We start from the raw sequence: 16,562 nt of genomic DNA, 5'->3' as shown, positions 1-16,562 counted from the left end.
TTTTTGATGGACTACTGGATTTGGCTTAGTCAGCTGCCTGGAGTTGGTTCCATTTTGCAAAAAAGATTACTAGAAGTCTTTGGTAGCCCCAAAAATATTCACAAGGCTTCTGTACTAGATTTAATAGAGGTTGAAGGGATTGGCAAGCAAATTGCGGAAAAAATCGTTCAGTTTCGTGTAAATGAAGTTTCTCAAATTTTGACTAATATCGAAAAACTTGGCCTGCAAGTTGTTACTATTGAAAATAAAATATATGCTGATGTATTCGCTTGTAAGCAAACACCAATCTTATTTTACTACCGAGGGAGATTGCCTCCAGCACGTGGCATGGCAATTGTCGGAGCTAGACGCTGCACTTACGAGGCGAAGCAGGCTACTGAGGAAATTGCTACCTTCATTGCCCAAAACCCTCTTTCAGTCATTAGCGGTTTGGCAAAAGGCGTCGATAGCTACGCTCATACCTCAAGTCTGAAGGTTGGCGGACACACGACGGCTATTCTAGCAAACGGCGTGGATATTTGTTATCCGAAGGAACATTTACGATTGTTTCGTGAAATCATCGCTAGAAATGGTGCTATTGTTTCTGCCCATCCGCCAGGTACGAGGCCACACCCTAAATTTTTCGTTGAACGGAATGCACATATCTCAGCATGGTCTACAGATGTCATTGTTGTTCAAGCATCGGAAAAAAGTGGTTCGCTGACTACCGCACGTTTTGCTCTTGAACAAGGTCGAAATTTGTTTGTCGTCCCTCACTCCATCTATGTCACCGAGGCGAGAGGATCAAATCAACTATTAGAAAAAGGTGCTAACCCCTATTTAGGTAGCCACTCTTTGAAACTTGAAGGTTTACAGCCTAGCAGCGGAAGTTTAGTGGAGCATTTCCCCGCAACACCGCCTCAACATTCTCCATTAGAAAAATCGATCATCTGTTACTTACGTAATGTTCAAACTATAACTGTTGAGGCGCTCGCCCAACACCTACAACTATCCGAAGTTAATCTTTCACCAGTTCTACTAACACTGGAGATGAACGGATATATAAAAGTTAGAGGTACAAGCATTTCCCCAACCTCGTTGCTCGTAGATCAACAGTAGCCTACAACATTTTCGTAGAGAAACTGATGAGGTATAATGGAGAAAAAAGCGTAGAATGTACACCGACGGTGGACACTCTACGCTTTTTGTCCATTTTGGGTGCCAGGCACCTAAAATGTTATGAAGTTTTCTTAATAAATCCTTTGTAGTGGCGTTTGATCAATTGGTTTTCGATTTGCTTCATTGTATCTAAAGCTACACCGACAACGATTAGTAAGCCAGTTCCTCCGATTTGTACAGCAGCCGGTAAACTCATCGCCGTTGTGAAAAATACTGGGATCAACGAAATCGTCGCTAAGAATAGTGCTCCAACAAATGTTAAGCGGTATAAAATTCTTGTAACATACGTTTGCGTCGTTTTCCCTGGACGAATTCCTGGAATATAGCCGCCTTGCTTTTTCAAGTTTTCAGCCATTTTCTCTGGATTCACTTGAATAAAGGTATAGAAATACGTGAAGCCAATGATTAACGCTGCATATAAGACCATTCCAAACGGTTTTTGGTATGTGAAATTATCGATAATCCAAGCAGCAACGACATTACCATCTCCGATAAAGCCGGCAACAGTAGGAGGAAAAATAAATAATGACATTGCAAAGATTACCGGGATTACCCCTGCCGCATTAACCTTTAATGGTAAATGTGTCGCGCCTCCACCTTGAGGACGGCCTGCGACAATCTTTTTCGCATATTGGACTGGAATTTTACGCAATGCTTGTTGGATGTAGATCACACCAACAACGATCGCTAAAACAACTAAAACTAGTAAAAGTACTTTTACAATATTAATAAATAATAAATCGCCGGCGTTTTGTAATTGTGTCGCATACACTTGGTTCACTGCATTCGGAATTCCTGCAGCAATCCCCGCAAAAATAAGGATTGAGATACCGTTACCGATACCTTTAGCTGTAATTTGTTCACCAAGCCACATTAAAAATGCGGTACCAGCTGTTAACACTAAAGCAATAAATATATATTTTCCAATACTCGGGTTCGGAATTAATCCTGGCATTAAACGGTTAAAGCCGATTGACATCCCGATCGCTTGGATAAACCCAAGAACGATTGTACCGTAACGCGTAACCTGAGCTAATTTACGTCTACCTGATTCGCCTTCTTTTGCCCATTCAACAAACTTTGGTACTACATCCATTTGCAATAACTGAACAATGATTGACGCAGTAATATAAGGCATAATACCCATCGCAAAAATTGAAAAGTTCTCTAACGCTCCACCACCGAACGTGTTTAGAAATCCAAAGGCATTCATTTGATCCTGAAACTGAAGTACGTCTGCATTGGCTCCAGGCACTGGGATAAAGGCACCAATTCTGAAAACAACAAGCATGAGTAAAGTAAAGATAATCTTATTTCGTAAATCTCCTACTTTGTAAATATTCCTAATAGTTTGAAACAAGGAGCTACACCTCAACTTTAATAATTTTTTACTAAAAAAAGGGCTTTCTAGTAGGCTATCAATCTACTTCTTATAATACCTATATTTTCAGTTTATTACCATAGGTTTTTTTGTGAATAATAGAAAGGAAGAAAACGATTTCATTAAATCGGTTTTTTCATTCTTCCAATTAATCTCTAATGGAAATTTTCACACTTCCCTAATAATTACAAAAGAAGAGGCAGTCATTAAATGACCACCTCTCTCCTACTATTTCTTCTTATCAATAAACGTACCATCTACGTAGGTGTTTTGATAAGGATTATCGTAATGTTGATTATGCTTCTTTTTTTGGTTGAATTGATTAATTTCTTTCTTTAGCTGTTGTGTTTGTTCATTTAAAAGTTTATTAATCAGCTCGTTATCCTGGATTATTCTCTCGCCTAGCTGTTTTTCCTCGGCAGTTTCGGCTTTTTTAACAGCTGCAAATAGCTGTTCTCGAAGATCAAGAAATTGTTCTATTTGCTCGGTGAATGAATCATCTTCAACAGCAGTGTCATTTTTTAATAGTCTGATCAGCCTTCCGTTAACAAGATCTATGTTTTTAAGGAGCTCTAACACTAGATGCTTCCTCCACCATGTTGTCTTTTGCGGTTTATCAGCACTACCTCTTTCCAAGTATCACGGAATTGGACAACATACTGTTCGGCTTCTTCTAATGCAGTAATATCATTATTAATATTCGCTTGAGTTAATTGATGAAGAATATAATCGTACATTTTTAGCATACTCTTGCCGACTTCACCATCGGTTTTTAGCGTTACCATTAACTCACGAATGATATTTTGAGCTTTTGTTAAATTAACATTACGAGCCTCGATTTGTTTATTACTAATTGCTTCCTTGCCAAACTTAATAAACTTCAAACAGCCGTTATAAAGCATTAATGTTAATTCTCCTGGTGACGCTGTGTCAAATTTATTTTTTTGATATACTTGATTGGCAGTTTGCATCAAATTAATAACATCCTTTCAATTGTTTAGAAATTTCCGGCACCCATGATTTGATTCATGAAAGCCATTCCTTGAGCATTCGCTTGATTCATCGCCTTTTCCATGGCTGTAAACTTAGCCCAATGACGGCTTTCTATATCAACTAATCTCCTTTGGAAACGATCAATTTGTTGGTCTACGTTTAATAACTCTCTACCAAGGGTAAATTGTTGGTTCGTGCGGTTTTCATTACCAGCACGTGCAACAATCTTCTTAATTGATTCACTAACTGAGTTCCGTAAACGCCCGATTAATCCAGTTTGGTTATAGATCGTTTGCATTTCCTCGCGAGTTCGTTCACCTATAGGTTTTTTAGTTAGATCTGGATCAGCGGCATTGTTTAATAACTGATGGACAGCGTCAGGATCATCAGCTAAAGCTGCTCTTAGCTTTTCCTCATCGATTTCTAGTTTTCCACCTTCTAGATAATTACTTGATGTTTTAATTCCAATTTGAGCTAATTGGTTAAACTGCCCTGAATTAGTTACTGGGGAATATAAATCTAAGCGCATTTGACTAAGGGCACTTGTCAAATTTTGATCTCTTCTTAATAGACCACTTTTCGCCTTCTCATCCCAAAGCTCAGCTTCTCGTTCAGTTAACTCTCTTCTCTGTTCATCGGTTAATGGTGGAAAACCACGGTGGGTTGGTTCATTAAGTTTTGAACGTATAGTATCGATAGTTTCATTGTATTTCTCAACAAAGCTCTTAATTTTATTAAACGCATCGTCAGTATTACTAGTAATCGTAATATTAGTTGTCCCAACCTCTTGTAAATTTACAGTTATACCACCAACTGTATTCCGATTTGTTTTTGAAGTAATTGTTTCCGATAGACCAAGACTTTTATTTTTAAAAATAAACTCAGCGTCTTGTGCCTTGTGATTAGGTTTACTATTCACGTCAGTGTTAACATTTAGTTTAGCAAAGAATTCACCTGCAAGCATAATTTCCTGGCCATTTGGCTCTTGATTATGGATGCCTGTTTCTGTTTTCTCAATAATAACACGGCCAAATACTGTATCGTATCTAGCATTTATACCTAAACCTGATGCATTTATGTCCTTTAAAATGTCATTTAAGGACTTGTTATCAATAGTAAATGATGTTGGCGGTAAAAGATTACCATCCTTATCTTTTTTGTTCGTGCTAATCGTAAATGTATTGGAAACTCCCTCTAAACCCATTTGTTTTTGAAATGATTTAGCTGGATCCAATTTACTTCCATCAGTATCCATAATAGTTTCGTAACTCATATATCTCTCTGCTTTAGCTACTTTTGTTACTTCTACTTCATATGAACCATTTCTTACTGAAGCATTTGCTGTTGCCGTCAGAACACTTTCATTTGAACTTGCTGCTTGCCTTGTATTAATAGAAGATCTAAGTCGAATATTAGATGCAGCATCATCTAGATTTTTAAAAAGCAGATTCATATCACGGTATGCGTCTCGTTGCCATTCTAGCCTTGTCTTTCGTTGTGTAAAACGATCTAACGGTAATCGTTCCACTTTCATTAAATTTTTAATAATACTTTCTGTATCTAGACCACTAGCAATACCACCAATTCTCAATTACTACACCACCTTATATCTTCTTATCAATAAATATCCCAATTGTCTCTTTCATTGCCGCAAACATATCCAATAGCTTTTTAGGAGGAATTTCTTTTATAACTTCTTTTGTCTGTTCATCGACTATCGCTACATAATACTCATTTAATTCTTCATGAAGCGTAAATTTCAAAGAACTATTAGTTGAAGTTAGGAATTTATTAATACTCTCAAGTTTTTTTTCAACATCTTCTTTTTTTATAACGCCACTTTGTTCTGGAAACGTGCTTTGTTTTATTGGTTCACTGACTAGCGCTTTCTCCATTGTTACATTAGTCTTTGCTTGTTGATACGTATTTGTTGGAAGGTTCCGTCCGATTTCCATTTATTCATCTCCCTCATTACACTTTTTATTTATATCGACAAATCCTAGGATATTTGAAGTTTTTTTATAAAAACAGACACAATAATTACAATTAATGAAAATGTAATAGAATACTTCAAAATAAAAAGCCAGTTTGCTACGGTTTTACCCGAACAGCCTGGCTTTTCATAGTTAGTGACTATTAATACTTGTATTACCTCTTATTATTACTTAGAACTTTTACTGTTTCATAACCAACAACCTGATAGTCACCTAACATCCCACGGAATTCTACTAATGTTTCACCTGCAACCCAATTAAAGTCTTCACGGTTGAATTTAAAGAGGCCATTTTCAGATTTTTTTTGATCGCCATTCTTTTCAGCGATTGCTGATACACCATTTAAAGTAACACTAGTTAGATCAAAACTCTTCAGTAGTTCCTTAATGTGCTTTTTACCGAATTCTTTTTCGAACTCTTTTGTAAAAACAACTTGAACTGTAAATTTACCCGTATTTGGATTAATAACTCCTGGGTTTACTTTTATTTCAATAGGGATATAAACATTGATCGTTTTTTCTAAAGTTGTCGACCACCCAGCATGATCAATCACTGTTAACTTGATTGAGTAACTACCTGGTTTGTCGAAGCTAAACATATCCCCATTGTCAAATTGAACTCCATTCACTAATAGTACTTCACTTTGGATGCCCGACAAGTTATCGTGAGCAGAATAACTTAAATTAACAACAGTTTCTAATTGATAAGAATCATTCAAATCCAATACAACGTTAGGAGCTGTTTTGTCAATTTTCACTACAACTGTTTGTTGATCTTCTATGTTCCCTGCCCTATCAGTACTAAAAAATGTAATTAAATTTACACCTTCTTCAGGTACTGAAAAGCTTGTACCTTCTCTTAATGCTGAGCCGTTTATTGAGTAGAATGTCTTAGCAACTCCACTTAGTTTGTCTTCAACTGTAAGCTCAACATTTACAGGTTCCTTGCTCCAAGTAGATGGAACATCCGCATTTGTAACTGGTGCTGTTTTATCAATCTTCACTTCTATTGTTTGTTGATCTTCTACGTTACCTGCTTTATCAATACTAAAGAAAGATACTTTATTTACTCCTTCTTCAATTACGTCAAAACTTATTCCTTCTTTTAACATTGATCCGTTAATTGAATAGAATGTTTGGGCAGGTCCGCTTAGCTTATCTTCAACTGTCAGCTTTACATTTACAGACTCCTTGCTCCAAGTGGATGAGGCATCGGCACTTGTAACTGGTGCTGTTTTATCGATTTTCACTACAACTGTTTTTTGATCTTCTACGTTACCTGCTTTATCGATACTGAAAAACGTAATCAAACTTATACCCTCTTCAGTCACTGTAAAGCTTGTTCCTTCTTTTAATTCTGACCCGTTTATCGAGTAGAACGTTTTGGCAACTCCACTTAATTTATCTACAGCCGTTAGCTCAACGCTTACAGCTTCTTTACTCCAAGAAGACTGTATAACTGCTGAAGTAATTGGTGCTGTTTTATCAATATTCACTTCACTAGTTTTGATTTTTTCAACGTTCCCTACTTTATCAATTGAATAGAAGGAAATTTTGTGAATACCCTCTTTATCAAGAGTAAAGGTTGTCCCTTTCACAAAAGCACTATTGTTTATTGAATAGAAAGTATCTGCAACTCCCGTTTCGTTATCAGTTGCTGATAGCGTAGCGACTACAGCTTGATTCGTCCAATCTTGCGGAGCGTTAACTGTTGTTACTGGAGCTTCCGTATCAACTATTAATTTAGCTAGAACGATATTTGACTGTGATGATTCGCCAAAGGAATTACTATACGATGTAACATAATACTCATGATCTGCATACGACATATTTGTAATCGTATAAGAGAGGTTATTTACCTTTTCGGCCACTAATACTGGTACGCCATTTATTAATTCGTAAATGTTATAACCATTTGCGTAGGTGATGAAGTCCCAAGAAATTCTCGCACTTGTATCACTTAACAAAGTTAGCTTTGCCACAGGTGGTTGCATAATTGGATAAATAATCGTTTCCGTTACTCTTGCAGGCTGTGATTCACCAAAGCGTGTGCTAAATGCTGTAACTTCAAATTGGTGCGTATCTTCAGTTAAATTATTAACTGTAAAACTACGTGCAGTACCTTTATAAAGTAACTGTCTTGTATCATTGATAATTCTATATACTCGATATTCATTTGCCCATGTAACGATTGGCCAAGTAAAGGTAATATTATTTGCATTAAAAACATTTTTCGATACTACTGGCGCTAATACAACTGGCCATGTTAGCGTTAAGTTTAACGAACTTCCTTCTGGAGAGTCGCCAAAACGGCTACTGACGGAATGAACAATATACTGGTAGTCACCCTCAGGCATATTAACAAACGTTGTCGACGTACCAGTTACGGTTCTTTCTAAAACAGCATTACCATCGACCACTCGGTAGACCTTATAAGCTGTCGCAAATGTAGCAGCATTCCATCTAAGGACAATATCATTTCCATTCGTAATGCTACTTGTAAAGTTTTCTGGTCTTTCCATAACTGGATGGGCTAGTGTTAAAGAAACATTGCTTCCTTCCAATGATTCTCCGTAACGAGTACTATTAGATTTGATAACGTATTTGTAATCTCCCTCAGGTTGATTCGTAAACGTAGTAGAAGTTGCTGTTACGGTTCTTTGAAATACTAACTTTCCATCAATTTCTCGGTAGACGTTATAGTTATTGGCAAATGAAACTGCACTCCAACTCAACGCTAAATCATTACCATTATTGACTTTTATAGTTAGATTTGAAGGTTTTTCCATAATCGGAAAAACTACTACCTGAGCAATTTGACTTCCTTCGACTGACTCACCAAAACGACTACTGAGAGAATGAACAACATAAGTATGTTCACCTTCAGACTCATTTGAAAGGGTAGTAGATAGGGTTGTTACAGTCCTTCTTAATTCTAATACCCCATTGATTACCTCATAGATTTTATAATTGTTAGCAAATGGAACTGAGCTCCAAGTTAAGACAACATCATTTCCATTTTGAACTCTAGAAGTGAAATTACTTGGTGCCTCCATAACAGGATGAACTAAAGAGATGGCTACCTCTGCTCCCTCTGGTGATTCACCTAATAAAGACGAAACAGAATGAACAATATATTGATATTCTCCAGCAGGTGCATTTGCAATAGTTACAGTTGTACCAGTAACTGTTCTACTTAAGACTTTTTCGCCATTAATCACTTGATAAACTCGATAACTATTCGCATATTGAACACTTGTCCATCTTAGAGAAATATCGTTACCGTTTAAAATACTGTAAGTAAAATTAGTCGGTGTAGCCATTGTTTGACCGTTTAAAGTTACTTTAACCTGTGTCCCAACGCTAGACTCTCCAAATCTATTAGAAACAGCGTGAACAAGATAAGTATACTCCCCAGGCGCCATGCTACTATAAGTAACGTTTCTATTAGAAGTTGTCGTTCTTAAAACTTTTTGGCCATCTACAACTTGATAAACTTTGTAACTGGTTGCATGTGGCGCCACGTCCCAGCTTAATGTAAATTGGGTTGCACTATTTACTGCATGGATCAAATTTGCCGGAGGCTCCATAGTTGGATGAACAACTGAAAAAGCTAATATACCGCTACTCTCTGATTCTCCAAAGCGAGTCGAAAAGGCAGAAACCTCGTATTGGTATTCACCCTCAGGTCTATTGGAATACGTTACACTAGTACCAGTAATTGTACTTCTTAATATCTTTTCTCCATTTACAATTTGATAGACTCTATAGTTATTTGCATTCGCTACACCATTCCAACTAAGGACGATGTCATTTCCATTTTGAACTTTATAGGTAAAGTTACTTGGGGCCGACATGGTGTGGCCTTCAACAGTTACAGTTATTTGACTACTATCCTCTGACTCTCCAAAACGATCACTATATGAATGTACTTCATAAACATAACTTCCGCTAGGAGAATTATTAAATCTAACAGTTGTACTTGTAACTGTGCTCCGTAACACTTTTTCTCCATCTACAATTTGATAGACTTTATAACTATTTGCATGTGGGACAGTGTTCCAAGTTAAAACAATATCATTGATGTTTTGTAGCGTATAGTTAATATTACTTGGTGCAACCATCGTAATGTCACTAACAGTTGCATTCAATCGACTTCCTTCAACTGACTCACCAAAACGAGTGCTATTTGCTGTAACTTCATATATATATTCACCAGTTGGGACGTTTGTAAATTTTAACGTCGTTGCTGTTACCGTATTTATTAACACTCTCTTCCCATCTTTTAATTGATAGACATTATAGTTTGTTGCAAAAGGTACAGAACCCCATTTTAACGTCAAATCACTACCATTAGTCACAGAATAAGTGAAATTACTAGGTGCTGTCATTATAGGATGAATTACTTCTATATCTAAATACTTAGAAAGAGCCGATTCGCCATATAAAGTGTTAACAGCGGAAACAGCATACGTATATTGCCCTTCAGGTGCATTTGTTACAGTAAAAGTTCTTGTTGTTACTGAAGCTAACAAACTTTTCTCATTACCATTTAGGATTCGATATACATTGTAATGTTCAGCATACTGAGATGCCCCCCAGTTCAAAACGATATCATTACCATTTCTAATTGATTGAGTGAAGTTGCCTGGTTCTGCCATCTGCGGATATGTAACCGTAAAGGATACCGGTGCACTTGGACCAGATTCACCATTGGAGCTTAAGGTTGAAACGACAAACCGATATGACCCTTCTGCTAAATCATTTAAATTATAAATATTTGCTGTAGTCTTGCCATGTAAAATAAGCTGTCCTTCTGTAATTTCGTAGACATTGTAGCCAGTTGCTCCAACAACTGAGCCCCATGTCAACCTTACATCATCCGGTGTTAGATGAATTGCCCCTAGATCGCTAGGAGGTAATATGCTGCTGTTAGTATTAGCAAGCACACTAGCAAATGGAAATAAAAATTGAGAAAAAATAGTGAACAGTGTTAGAAACGCTATGTTTCTAAGGAAACGTTTACCCATACAATAGTCCCGCCTTTTCTTATAATTTCCAAATAAAAAAGAACCTTAAACAAGGTTCATAGGTAAAAAGCTATGATTCCTTGTGGCAACCGGCTACCATCCACAAGAAAATTCTCCTGTGGTTCAGGTCCTTGGCTTTGCGTCTCATAGTTTCCTATGATTTGCCTTTTTCACTTGGTGATTTTTTACTACTACATACTATAATACTAGGTATATGGAAATAGCTGAATAGTGCAATTGAACTATAATTTCTTCTATTATGTAAAATCTACTAGTAATCTTGAACTGATTATATCAAATTTAACTAAACTTCCTCATTAATAATAGATGAAATCGATACTTATGCAAGTTGATTTCTCATCAATATATGCTCCGATCTTTAACTAAAAACAATAAAGGAATAATCCCCCCAGGGATTGAGGAATTATTCCTTTTTACTTAATCGGGGACTCTTTCAATGAACTTAGAACTATTATCTTTTTTATAAACTTACAGCTGGGTCTAGAGCAACTATCTTTTTATTTGTAAATAAATAATCTCTCTACAGCAGGTTGATAATTATAGCTAGCAGCTTGAGTATAGCATGCTTTGGCTTTATCATGATAACCCATTGTTTCATAATATACTCCAAGATTATATAAAGCTAAGTAACTACCCGTTCCCAATGTACTATCATATTCGCTCGTTTCACCCAACTCGATGCAGTACAAATATTCTTTTTCAATATTTACTAGAAAATTACTATATTCTTCAAAATTACTAAATACAAGTTCCATATAGAATAGTGCTACTACAAAGTGAAAATCTGCAAACGACTTTAAAAAAGAATATTCGTTATTAATTATTTCTAAACCCTTTTTAAAATCTTTTAATAAGATTAAATTATAAATATAACCAACTATTAGGTTTGGCTTATAACTATCTGAGTTAGTTATCATTGAGTAACACATGTTATAGTACTTATTGGCATTAAGATAATCCTTAGTAATTCTATATTCTTTAGCTAGTTGATATAGTATATAGTTATCATTAGCGTTCTGTTTTTCCTCTTTTATTAACAAAGCAATATTCCTAATAGACTTTTCTTTTAAATAGTAACCATCATGATAAACTTCAACGTCTAATTTTTTTCGAGGATGTATAGATTTAACTTGCTCGTGTATTCTGCCATTATACCTGGTGTTTTTTGGGAAAATCCGTGAAATATAGGCTTGTGAATGCCGAACTTCATTATTTTGAACGAACTTATCTATCCTTTTAATTCTACCAACTGCAGGTCTAGAATTAATAAATTCTATTATTTTAGACTTACAATCATTTACTATATATTCATCAGCATCCAGCACTAACTGCCAATCTGTTTTTGTTTGTTCTAACGAGAAGTTTCTAGCATTTGAAAAGTGATTATCCCATTTATAATGGTATATGTTTGCCCCATATGACTTGGCAACTTCAATTGTTTTATCTTCTGATCCAGTATCTACAATTATCATTTCGTCTACAAGACCCTTTACACTTTCCAAGCACCTTGACAATACCTTCTCTTCATTTTTAACTATCATGCAAAGTGATAAAGTATTCATAAATGCACCACCTAATCTCAGTTCTGTTATCAATTTTGTTCAGATTTGGTAAAAAAATAAACTCCAGTAACCTCACCTTACTGACTAAAAATTATTACATTAATTATTTCCACCCAGTATTGGACAGCAATTGTCTTGTGAATTTATTTTTTGCATAGTTACCCATATGATAGCCTTCACAATTTTTCTAAACACTATTTAAAAATAATAAAGAGTTTAGCGGGTGCGCTTTTTATATTGCACTAGACTTTTAAATGTATCTATTTATTTTCATATTCCACGCAATATAACAAGTATCCTCAAAGCCAGACACTATACGAGAGAGCCCTTTCAATATTGTGTTACTAACGACTTATTTTGCACTCAATCCTCCTTGAAGCAATTCAAATTCTTAAAAAATAATCTATTAGTTTTTATATCGGTAGCTAGCTATTATTATTGAAACAATAAGCTAATTAATCAAAAAAAAATTACTGGACTAAAAGTTAATTCATACCATACTTTTTATTCTCTTGCATCGACAATTATGTTTGTAACATAACTTTTCTTCACTTGGGAAGAAGCCAGTAAGGAACTTTAGAATTTCTGATATATTAAACTCTTTCATAAAAAGTTTATGTTAAAGCAAAAAAAAGAGATCCCATTATCTGGGAGCCCTTTCTTTTGAAATTAACGAAGTAATTGTAATACAGATTGTGGTTGTTGGTTTGCTTGAGCAAGCATAGCTTGAGAAGCTTGGTTAAGAATGTTAGATCGAGTGAACTCCATCATTTCTTTAGCCATGTCTACGTCACGGATACGAGATTCTGAAGCTTGCAAGTTCTCAGATGCATTGTCAAGATTTTTAATTGTATGCTCTAAACGATTTTGCCATGCACCTAATTTAGAACGACCTTCACTTACATTTGCAATCTCAGCTTCTATCGCAGCGATTGTTGCATCAGCATTTGCATAAGTGTCAACATCAAGTCCAGTTACAGCAGTAGCTACAGCAGATAAATCAATTCCAGTAGCTGTAAAGTCTAATTCCATAAATTGACCTTCATTAGCTCCTACTTGAAGCGTAACTGTTCCTGCATCACCAGCTGTACCATCTAGTAATTTTTGTTTATTAAACTCAGTATCAGTACTAATTCTAGTGATCTCAAGTGCTAATTCGTCAATCTCGTTTTTGATAGCCGTTCTATCTTCTGTAACATTCGTATCGTTCGCTGCCTGTACAGCTAGTTCACGCATACGTTGTAAAATTGCATGAGCTTCGTTAAGAGAACCTTCTGCTGTTTGAATCATAGAAATACCATCTTGAGAATTACGAGATGCTTGATCTAAACCACGAATTTGTCCACGCATTTTTTCAGAGATTGAAAGACCAGCTGCATCGTCACCAGCACGGTTAATACGAAGACCTGAAGATAATTTCTCCATAGCTTTACCAGTTGAGTTAACATTCATGCCCATTTGACGGTGAGCGTTCATTGCATTTAAATTGTTATTGATAATCATTATAATTTCCTCCTTGAAATTGTTTTTTACTCCGCCCACATCCTTGTGGTTGGAAAGGGTTTAAACAAAAGTGAGTGAAAAGTCGGCCGCCTTTTTTCTCATTTTGCTTTACACTAATAATATCGGATAGATTAATAGAATGTTTAGAGTTTTTTCGATAAATTTTTAACTTTTTTATTTATTTTTTAAAATATTTTTGTTTCTTGTCGAATTGCAGTTTTTTGTTACTATAACTTACTATATTAATCGTAAATGTTACTATAAACTTAGTAGAAATTTCTGAACGACTAACTCAAAAAAACACTCCCTCATAATTGAAGGAGTGACTATATTCATTTATTGCTCTTCTTTTTTTAGAAAAGTCCCTGTCAATTGTTTTAGCAAATCAACCGAAGTATTTGCTGCACTTGCGTTTTCTTCTTTGATTGAAAGGAATATCTCTTTCCGTTGAATTTCCACTGAACGCGGTGCATTAATACCTAGTTTAATCTGGTCACCTTCAACAGCAATAACCGTAATCTCAATATCGTCACCAATCATAATCGACTGATCCTTTTTTCGTGATAAGACGAGCATCGTTATCCCTCCTTACCGACAGCTTGTGGCATGAGTAAGTGCTTAGTACCGTAGTTCGGATCATTTAAGGAAATCTGCTTGCCTTGATTTGTTTTGTTATTAATGACAACTGGTCCTTGCAAATTGGCTGTTGTTTTCGTGAATGGTTCTTGAACTGTAAGTATAGAGAAAATCGAAACGTCTTCCTCTTTTTCGATTTTTAATGCTTCAATTGTTGCATCTGAGAGCTTTACTTGATAGTCCGGGAAAAACTGAAACGGTGAGACGACTACGAAACCGAGTTCAGGTGTCGTGACTGATTGTAGTATGTAAAAAGGGGTGCTCTCATCAAACGGTAATAAAACAAATTTTTTCTCATCTAAAAAACTTGGGATACCAGCTTCAAAATGGATGATCTTTTCTTCACTTATTTCTACTTCACCTAAATATTTCGTATTAATCTTCATAGATTACCACCACTTTACTTTTTATTACTTCTATTGTAATGCAGTTACCAAAGAATTTAAACGTCACTAATGAACTTTTATGGACAAGTTATGATATAGAAAAAGCCCCGATATGATATCGAAGCTAGAGTTGGCGGTTTACGTTTAAACCGATGACCTTCATTGTGAGATTGTTTTTTTGTTTTACGTAAGCATTTGACTGCCATTTGGGAATTGATATTTGCGGGTCGTTCTTTCTGACATGAATTTCAGGCATACTACTCGTCACTTGTATCTTCACTTCACTAGGGACATAATTAAATTTCACTTGAGAAGTTGAACGCGGTAAAAATCCAACGTTAAGCTCTTTTTCGGGATACAACTCTGAATTGATTTCAGCGATCCTTGGGATGGCCCCAAAACCATTTTCAATTCTCATCATCATATCGCCTTGTTGCGCTGTTTTCGCAATGTACTGTGCAACTTTACCTTCTGCTTTTGAGATAAATTCATTTGAACTGCGCAATGGCCCCTTCAAGTGAGCATCAGCAAATGCTTCGGTTTGGTCAATATACAATTTTGACGCCCGTGTACTTATGCTCATCGTTGAATGGTCTTGGTGAATTGAGAGCTCGGCATTGCGTTGATTGATTTGCATTTGGGGGCGATTTGGTTGCAAGCCAATCTGACCTAGAACTGAGTTCATTTGTATATATGGTACTTGCATCAGTCATCCCCCTTCTTTTGCCCGTCACGTGAAACCTCTTCACCTTATACTATTGCTTATCTTAAAAAGTCCATTAACGTCGGTTGAATAATTCTAGCTCCAGCAGCTAAGGCTGCTCGGTGAACACTTTCTTGTGTTTTAAGGTCAATTATAACCTTTTCCATATCCGCATCTTCATTATTGGAAAGAATTCGTTTAGCAATAACTTCTTGTTCCATTACTCGGTCTTCAATCATTTCGACACGGTTCACGCGCGCACCTAGTTCCGCTCGTTCGTTTACAACTCTGTCTAATTGACCACTTATACTGCTTAAAAATTTCGTCAAATCTTCAGCCTTTGTAGCTGGGTTTTTTAATGTATTTTCTAGACGAATAAGTTCCCCAAAGAAATCATTTGAAAATACATTTGCTGGGTTAATATTAACAGCAATGTTTACACCCTTTAACACTTCAATATTAACATTTTGTCCATTAGTAGAAACGGCTGTTCTGTCAGAAATGACAATATCTCCACCAGTTATTTTTTGAGAAACTTGATTGTTATCTTTATCTAAAAAGTTATGACTGATGCTAATTGCACCATTGTCATTTGCTATGTTAATCGTTTTTCCCGTTGCACTTTTAAAAGTGTCAGCAGTATCAAACTTATATAACTCACCATTATACGTGATCTCTAATGAAGCCAAATCAGGGCTACCTGGTTGTAACACATCGGCACTTAAATTAATTTTTGTCGTATCGACTGGCGGATTTGTTGTGTTCGTTCCGTTAAAAATAAATTTATTATTTGACTTCGTATTCGCTAATGCAATTAGATGTTCCCTTAATTGCTCTACCTCTTTAGCCATGTTGCCACGTTGTGTACTTTCATACGTATCATTTGAAGCTTGAACAGTTAATTCGCGGATACGTTGGAGTGTGTTCGTCACTTTGTCTAGCGTTGCATCAGCTGTATCCATCCAGTTGTATACTTCACCAAGATTCCGCTTAAACTGCTCTACTTCAGTAACCTGAGTTCTGTAGCGCATACCGTTCATCGCCACTACAGGGTCTTGGGAAGCACGACTAATCTTTTTCCCAGTTGCTAACTGATCCTGAACTTTACTCATATTTTTATAATTGTTACTCAAATGACGTAAGGAATTGTTTGCCAGCATTGCTTGAGTCGTTCTCATCTATGTTCACCTACTGTT

13 protein-coding genes and 1 riboswitch are annotated in these 16,562 nt (G+C 36.0%); of the genes, 1 reads left to right on the top strand and 12 read right to left on the bottom strand.

The window, feature by feature from the left end; genetic code table 11:
- The first annotated feature begins 6 nt into the window (after nucleotides 1–6).
- Entirely contained in the window at nucleotides 7–1,098 is a 1,092-nt protein-coding gene (locus tag ACK4M9_RS17385; RefSeq protein ID WP_409853320.1) for a DNA-processing protein DprA, read from the top strand.
- Between the two features lie 118 nt (nucleotides 1,099–1,216).
- Here ACK4M9_RS17385 and secY read toward each other — a convergent pair whose 3' ends face one another.
- The 12 genes from secY to flgL all read right to left on the bottom strand — a co-directional run bounded on the left by secY (nucleotide 1,217) and on the right by flgL (nucleotide 16,544).
- Nucleotides 1,217–2,518 (bottom strand): preprotein translocase subunit SecY, encoded by a 1,302-nt coding sequence (secY, locus tag ACK4M9_RS17380; RefSeq protein ID WP_409853318.1) that lies wholly within the window; start codon nucleotides 2,516–2,518, stop codon nucleotides 1,217–1,219.
- Nucleotides 2,519–2,767: 249 nt separating this feature from the next.
- Nucleotides 2,768–3,118 carry a flagellar protein FliT gene (gene fliT, locus ACK4M9_RS17375; protein ID WP_409853316.1) on the bottom strand — a complete coding sequence of 117 codons (351 nt, stop codon included), beginning with the start codon at nucleotides 3,116–3,118 and terminating at the stop codon, nucleotides 2,768–2,770.
- Nucleotides 3,118–3,510: a flagellar export chaperone FliS gene (gene fliS, locus ACK4M9_RS17370; protein ID WP_409853472.1), complete on the bottom strand. Its 393-nt coding sequence runs from the start codon at nucleotides 3,508–3,510 to the stop codon at nucleotides 3,118–3,120. The genes fliT and fliS overlap by 1 nt, the downstream gene beginning before the upstream one ends.
- 26 nt (nucleotides 3,511–3,536) lie before the next feature.
- The gene (gene fliD, locus ACK4M9_RS17365) at nucleotides 3,537–5,123 is read right to left on the bottom strand and encodes a flagellar filament capping protein FliD (protein WP_409853313.1); all 1,587 of its coding nucleotides are present in this window, start codon (nucleotides 5,121–5,123) and stop codon (nucleotides 3,537–3,539) included.
- Nucleotides 5,124–5,136: 13 nt separating this feature from the next.
- Nucleotides 5,137–5,487 carry a flagellar protein FlaG gene (flaG, locus tag ACK4M9_RS17360; RefSeq protein WP_409853311.1) on the bottom strand — a complete coding sequence of 117 codons (351 nt, stop codon included), beginning with the start codon at nucleotides 5,485–5,487 and terminating at the stop codon, nucleotides 5,137–5,139.
- 193 nt (nucleotides 5,488–5,680) lie between these two features.
- On the bottom strand, nucleotides 5,681–10,555 hold the full coding sequence (locus ACK4M9_RS17355) for an OmpL47-type beta-barrel domain-containing protein (RefSeq protein ID WP_409853309.1): 4,875 nt from the start codon (nucleotides 10,553–10,555) through the stop codon (nucleotides 5,681–5,683).
- Between the two features lie 81 nt (nucleotides 10,556–10,636).
- Nucleotides 10,637–10,731: riboswitch (cyclic di-GMP riboswitch) on the bottom strand.
- A gap of 342 nt (nucleotides 10,732–11,073) precedes the next feature.
- Entirely contained in the window at nucleotides 11,074–12,138 is a 1,065-nt protein-coding gene (locus tag ACK4M9_RS17350) for a glycosyltransferase family 2 protein (protein ID WP_409853307.1), read from the bottom strand.
- A gap of 669 nt (nucleotides 12,139–12,807) precedes the next feature.
- On the bottom strand, nucleotides 12,808–13,641 hold the full coding sequence (locus ACK4M9_RS17345) for a flagellin N-terminal helical domain-containing protein (protein WP_409853305.1): 834 nt from the start codon (nucleotides 13,639–13,641) through the stop codon (nucleotides 12,808–12,810).
- A gap of 336 nt (nucleotides 13,642–13,977) precedes the next feature.
- Nucleotides 13,978–14,217, bottom strand: a complete 240-nt coding sequence (gene csrA / locus ACK4M9_RS17340) for a carbon storage regulator CsrA (protein ID WP_409853303.1) — start codon at nucleotides 14,215–14,217, stop codon at nucleotides 13,978–13,980.
- Between the two features lie 2 nt (nucleotides 14,218–14,219).
- On the bottom strand, nucleotides 14,220–14,663 hold the full coding sequence (gene fliW, locus ACK4M9_RS17335; protein WP_409853301.1) for a flagellar assembly protein FliW: 444 nt from the start codon (nucleotides 14,661–14,663) through the stop codon (nucleotides 14,220–14,222).
- A 124-nt stretch (nucleotides 14,664–14,787) separates the two neighbouring features.
- Nucleotides 14,788–15,369: a DUF6470 family protein gene (locus tag ACK4M9_RS17330; RefSeq protein ID WP_409853298.1), complete on the bottom strand. Its 582-nt coding sequence runs from the start codon at nucleotides 15,367–15,369 to the stop codon at nucleotides 14,788–14,790.
- A 56-nt stretch (nucleotides 15,370–15,425) separates the two neighbouring features.
- A complete protein-coding gene (gene flgL / locus ACK4M9_RS17325) occupies nucleotides 15,426–16,544 on the bottom strand; it encodes a flagellar hook-associated protein FlgL (RefSeq protein WP_409853296.1) in 1,119 nt (372 codons plus the stop codon).
- Between the last annotated feature and the right edge of the window lie 18 nt (nucleotides 16,545–16,562).

Source organism: Anaerobacillus sp., assembly GCF_046314235.1.
In the GTDB taxonomy this organism is placed as follows: domain Bacteria; phylum Bacillota; class Bacilli; order Bacillales; family Anaerobacillaceae; genus Anaerobacillus.
Note: the sequence above shows the minus strand (reverse complement) of the source record. Positions and strands in the feature narration are given on the sequence as shown.